The sequence below is a fragment of the Actinosynnema sp. NPDC059335 genome, from assembly GCF_042752395.1.
In the GTDB taxonomy this organism is placed as follows: domain Bacteria; phylum Actinomycetota; class Actinomycetes; order Mycobacteriales; family Pseudonocardiaceae; genus Actinosynnema.
In genome coordinates, this window is record NZ_JBHYXZ010000090.1 from 1 (window position 1) to 5505 (window position 5505).

2 protein-coding genes are annotated in these 5505 nt (G+C 70.7%); one reads left to right on the top strand and one right to left on the bottom strand.

Annotation, left to right across the window (positions count from 1 at the left end; translation table 11 throughout):
- Positions 1-410 precede the first annotated feature (410 nt).
- Positions 411-3773 (bottom strand): tetratricopeptide repeat protein, encoded by a 3363-nt coding sequence (locus tag ACFXGA_RS25420; RefSeq protein ID WP_378091805.1) that lies wholly within the window; start codon positions 3771-3773, stop codon positions 411-413.
- Positions 3774-4304: 531 nt separating this feature from the next.
- Between ACFXGA_RS25420 and ACFXGA_RS25425 the strand changes: the two genes are divergently transcribed.
- Complete coding sequence (locus ACFXGA_RS25425) at positions 4305-5411, top strand: ThiF family adenylyltransferase (RefSeq protein WP_378091807.1); 1107 nt, start codon at positions 4305-4307, stop codon at positions 5409-5411.
- Positions 5412-5505 lie beyond the last annotated feature (94 nt).

Below are 5505 nucleotides of genomic sequence, written 5' to 3' on the forward strand. Positions count from 1 at the left end.
CGCCTGGCACACCGCTCAGGCCCGGCCAGCTACCATCCCGGCGGCACCGACCGCATCCAGGTAACAACCGCCTCGGGTTATCGGGGGAAGCTCAGATGCGGCAGCGAAGCGGTGTGCGTTCGAGTCCCTGGCGGGAGTACCAAAGGATGGGAACAGTGCTGACCAGCGGTTTCGTATCGGCAGTCTGGTGGTGGAGTCATCGTTTGAGCTATCCGCACCCGAGTAGCGGCCGGGTGCGGGCCGCGTGGGCCCGTCCCCACCTCGGGCGTTCCATCTCGAAGCCAAGTGACGGCAGTTCGGCGCGAGGCAGGCTCGGCGAGCTGCCGGTTTGGCGCCAGCCCGTGTGAACTCCCGGTGTCACCGCACAGGCTGAATTACTCGACACGGACTTCGTCTCGACGGCGATCGACCTAGGCAGTGCGGGTTTGACCAGGTGTCGGTCGCTCTGACAAGTGGCTGGGAGGTCGGCCATCGGGGAGGTCGTGGACTGGCGTGGAACCCTCGAGTGGTTCAAGGGTGGTCGGGTGGTCGCGTTGCAGGGTGTCGAGGAGTGCGGCGGTTCGGGTCGCTTCGGGGACGTCAAGTTCCCGGTGGAGGGTGAGGGCTTGGTGGAGCAGGGTGATGGCGCGTGCCGGGTCGGTGTGCTGGAGGCAGCGTCCCTGTCCTGCGAGGGCGTTGGCTTCGTGGAGTCGGGAGCCGGTGTCGCGGGCGAGGGTGAGGGCGGTGGTGAAATGGGTGTGGGGGTCGCCGGCGTCCGGGTGGGCAAGCGCGAGCTCGCCCAGGGCGTTGCGTGTCTCGGCTTCTCCGTCGTGGTCGCCGACCTCGCCGAACAGGGCGAGGGCCTTCGTGAGGTTCGTGGTCGCGGGCTCGTGAGCGCCTTGCAGGGTTTGGGTGATTCCGAGATTCAGCTGGCTGTTGGCCTGGCCGTGTCGGCTGCCCAGGTCCGTGAACAGGTCCAGCGCACGGGTCGACGTCGCCTCCGCCACCCCGAACTCACCCCGCACGCGCTGCACGATGCCGAGACTGTCGAGTGCGTTGGCCTGACCGTGTCGGTCGCCTAGGTCCGTGAACAGGTGCAGGGCACGGGTCGACGTCGCCTCCGCCACCCCGAACTCACCCCGCTGGTACTGCACGCGGCTAAGACCGTGGAGGGCGGTGGCCTGACCGCGCCGGTCACCCAGGTCCGTGAACAGATCCAGCGCACGACTCAGCGTCGCCTCCGCCACCCCGAACTCACCCCGCACGCGCTGCACGAGGCCAAGACTGTGAAGGGCGATGGCCTGACCGCGCCGGTCACCCAGGTCCGTGAACAGATCCAGCGCACGGGTCGACGTCGCCTCCGCCACCCCGAACTCACCCCGCACGCGCTGCACGAGGCCAAGACTGTGAAGGGCGGTGGCCTGGCCGCGCCGGTCGCCTAGGTCCGTGAACAGGTCCAGCGCATGGGTCAACGTCGCCACCACCATCCCGAACTCACCCCGCATGTACTGCATCAGGCCGAGACTGTGGAGGGCGATGGCCTGACCGCGCCGGTCACCCAGGTCCGTGAACAGGCCCAGGGCACGGGTCAACGTCGCCTCCGCCACCTCGTGCTCACCCCGCACGCGCTGCACGAGGCCAAGACTGTGGAGGGCGGTGGCCTGGCCGTGCCGGTCGCCGGTGTGGGTAGCGGCGTGGAGGGCGGTCTGGTGGAGGGTGTGGGCTTGTTCCCAGTGGCCGTGGGTGTAGAGGAAGGCGTCGAGGGTGGTGGCGAGGTTGATGGCGTGGGTGGGGTGGGTGTGGTGTGCGGCGTGGTGGATGGCGGCGGCGAGGGTGCGCAGTTCGGTGGTGAGCCAGGTTCGTGCCTGCTCGGCGTCGGTGATCGGGTGGGGGTGTCGGGGTGTGGTCGGGGTGATCGGGGTGACGGGCGTGCGGTAGGTGGGGAGGTGTTGGGCGGCGGTGTGGGTGGTGTGCAGGTAGTGGTCCAGGACGCGGGTGGTGGCGTCGTGGCGGTATTCGGGGTCGAGGTCGGCGGCGTGGTTGTGGGCGTAGGCGCGGAGCAGGTCGTGGAGTCGGTAGCGGCCGGGGCTGGTTTCCTGGAGCAGGTGCGCGGTGTGCAGGGCTTCCAGGTGGTGGCGGGCCTGGTCTGGTGTGGTGTCGTGCAGTGCGGCGGCGGCGTGGGTGTCGATGTCGGGTCCGTTGTGGACGCCCAGGAGCCGGAACAGTTGCCGTTGATCGGCGGGCAGGTCGCGGTAGGAGGTGTCGAACGCGGCGCGTACGGACCGGTCGCCGGTGTGCAGGTGGGTCAACCGGTCGTGGGTGTGGGCGAGTCGGTCGGCGGTGTGGCGTGCGGTGTGGGTGGGGTGGCTGCGTAGCTGTCCTGCGATCAGTGCGATGGCCAGGGGCAGGTGTCCGCACAGCTCGACCAGTCGGCGCAGCTCGACGGGGTCCTCGTCGTCGGGGCGGCGGCCGGACAGGGTGAGCAGCATCCGGACGGCGTCGTCGGGGGGCAGGGTGTCCAGGGTGAGTGGCCGGACGCCGTCGAGGGCGGCCAGCCGGGTGCGGCTGGTGATCAGGACCAGGCTGTCCGGTGTGCCGGGCAGCAGGTGCCGGACCTGGTCGTGGGTGGCGGCGTCGTCGAGGATCAGCAGGATTCTTTTGTCCGCGACGCGGGTGCGCCACAGGCCGGCCCGGTCGTCGAGGTCGCGCGGGATGGCTTTCGGGTCGATGCCGGTGGCCGTCAGCAACGAGTCGAGCGCGTCGAGCGGGGTGCGGGGTGGGCGGACGGGGTCGTGGCCGTGCAGGTCGAGGAAGAGGTTGCCGTCGGGGAAGCGGTGGGCGACCCGGTGTGCGGCGTGGACGCTGAACGCGGTCTTGCCTACGCCGGGCATCCCGTCCACGGCGTGGATCGCGATCGCCCGCGTGGGGCCGTCGGCGGCGGCCTCGACCGCGTCGAGTAGGACCCGCAGATCGTCGTCGCGGCCGGTGAAGTCGGGGATGTCCCGGCGTAGGCTGAACATCGCCGACGGCGGCCCAGGCGGGTCCGGCTCGGCGGGCGTCGGGCCGGTCGGGTCAGCGGTCAGGCGGCGCAGCCGGGCCACGGCCCGGTCGGACAGGCCGGTGTCGTGGATCTCGCGCATCCGCCGTTCCATGCCGGTGGCCCATGCGTGGATCTCGGTGTGACGGCCCGTGCGGGCGTAGGCTTCCGCGCCCAGCATCACCAGCCGCTCGTCCGGTGTCGTCCGCTGGTCCAGCCACGGCAGGATCCGCAGCATCTCGTCGTGGCCGCCCGCCTCCAGGTAGGCGGTGAGCAGGGTTTCCAGGGCGCCGCGGTATTCGATGTCGAGGTGCTGGCGGCGGATGTCGGCCCAGTGACCCTCCAGACCGGACAGTGCCGGTCCGCGCCACAGGTCCAGCGCGCGCCGCAGCCGGTCGTGGTCGGTGTGGTCGCGGGCGGCCCGGGTCTCGGCGGCGAACCGGTGGTAGTCGACCACGTCCGGGTCCACGTTCAGCACGTAGCCGCGGGCGGCGCGGTCTGCGGGCAGACAGTCCTTCGGCGCGCCCGCCGCGATCAGGGCGGTCCGGACGTGGCTGACGTAGGTGGGGAGCGTGTCCTGCTTGCGGTCGCGCGCCTCGTTGTCGTCCCAGATGCGCTCGGCCAGGGTCGTCTTCGTGACCGGTCGGCCCAGGTCGAGCGCGAGGACGGCCAGCAGGCATCGTTCACCGTGCCTGGTCAGGTGGAACACGCGTTCGTGGTTGCTGATCTCGACGTTGCCTAGTAGTCGGATCTCCACCCCTGGCCCCCTGTAGGCGTTGTCGGAACACAGTGTGCCGACATGTCCGCGCCCGAGAAGCCCACGGCGTCCTCGTCCACACGGCCGCACCACCGGCACACCCGACCGGCGGTCTCCGTGCTGACGGCGTGTGGGTTCGGCGCGGGGGGGTTGCGCCGGTCGTGTCACGTCTCACCCGATCGGTTAACCAGACATCGAGTTCACCCGATCGGCGGACACGGTGTCGGCCCGTTGTCCGGGTTTGCGTCCCGGTTCCTGTCCGGTCCCGCCGGAGATGCTTTCCTCGTCCTCCCGAACTGTGGAGGACGGAACGGAGGCGAACCGCGATGAGCGCCAACGGCCACCACCCGCCGGACCCGGACGACCCGACCGGGCCGCACTGCCTGGGCCCGGCGACCACGGCCGCCGCCCACGCCGGCGTCGACTCCCGACGCGGGAAGGGAGGTGGCAGCGGTGATCGAGTTTCTTGAGGTGGATGAGGAGATGACGTTCAGCAACGACGGCGATTCCTAGTCGATGGGGAGGGTTGTGATGTTTCGCCCGAGGATCAAGTGGGAGCACCGGCCTGTTCGTCTCGGCGACGGTCGTATCCGGATCGGCTCGGTCCGTGGGATCGAGGCCGCCGTGGTGGACCCGGACGGGTGGGTGTGGGCGTTGCTGGAGACCCTCGACGGGACGCGGACGATGGACCGGGTGGTCGCCGACCTGGTCCACGCGTTCCCCGACCGGTCCGAGGTCGAGGTGCGTGCGACGATCAGCGATCTCATCCGCGAGGGCTATCTGGAGGATGCGGCTGAGCCGGTGCCGGAAGGGTTGTCGGCGGCGGAGCGGGAGCGCTACGGGCGCGGGCGTGGGTTGTGGCGGTGGATGGACCGCACACCGCGCCGGACGAGCTGGGACGTGCAGTTGCTGTTGCGGCAGGCGCGGGTGGTGGTGGTCGGCATCGGTGGCGTGGGCGGTGTCGCCGCGTGGGCGTTGGTGGCCTCCGGGGTCGGGCATGTGCACTGCGTCGAGCCGGACGTGGTGGAGCTGTCGAACCTGAACCGGCAACTGTTGTTCACCGAGGACGACGTGGGCAGGTTCAAGGTCGAGGCGGCGGTGCAGCGGTTGCGTGCCCACAACCGGGATGTGCAGGTCACCGGTGAACGGCTCGTGGTCGACGGCCCGACTGTCCTGCGGGGGTTGGCGGCGCGGTTCGATGTGCTGTTGCTGGCGGCGGACAAGCCCGCCGGGCGGATCCGATCCTGGGCCAATCTGGCGTGCCGGGAGACCGGGACGGCGTGGGTGCACGGCGGCTACGACGGACCACAGGTCAGCATCGGCCTGTACCGGCCCGGCGGGGGCGGACCATGTCACGACTGCCTCTACGCCGAGCAGGACGCACGGCAGGCGACGCTGCCGCCGCGGACCGAGTGGTCTCCGGGGTCCGGTTCGGGGGCGGCGGCGCAGGCGGTCAACGCGATCACCGCCACGATCGCGGGAAGCAAGGCCGCGCACGCGGTGATGAGCCTGATCACCGGTGTGCCGGCGCTGCGGACGGACTGCCAGTACGGGTACAACATCGTCACGCTCCAGTCCAGGGTGGTCGGGCTGAGCGCACCGAGCCCGCTGTGCCCCACCTGCGGTCCGCATCCCTGACAACCCGCGCAAGCAGGTCGGTCAGGGGTGAGGGTCGGGGGGGGGGCGGAGGGTCGGGGAGCGGCCGCCCCCCCCCACCCCCGCGGGGCGTTCG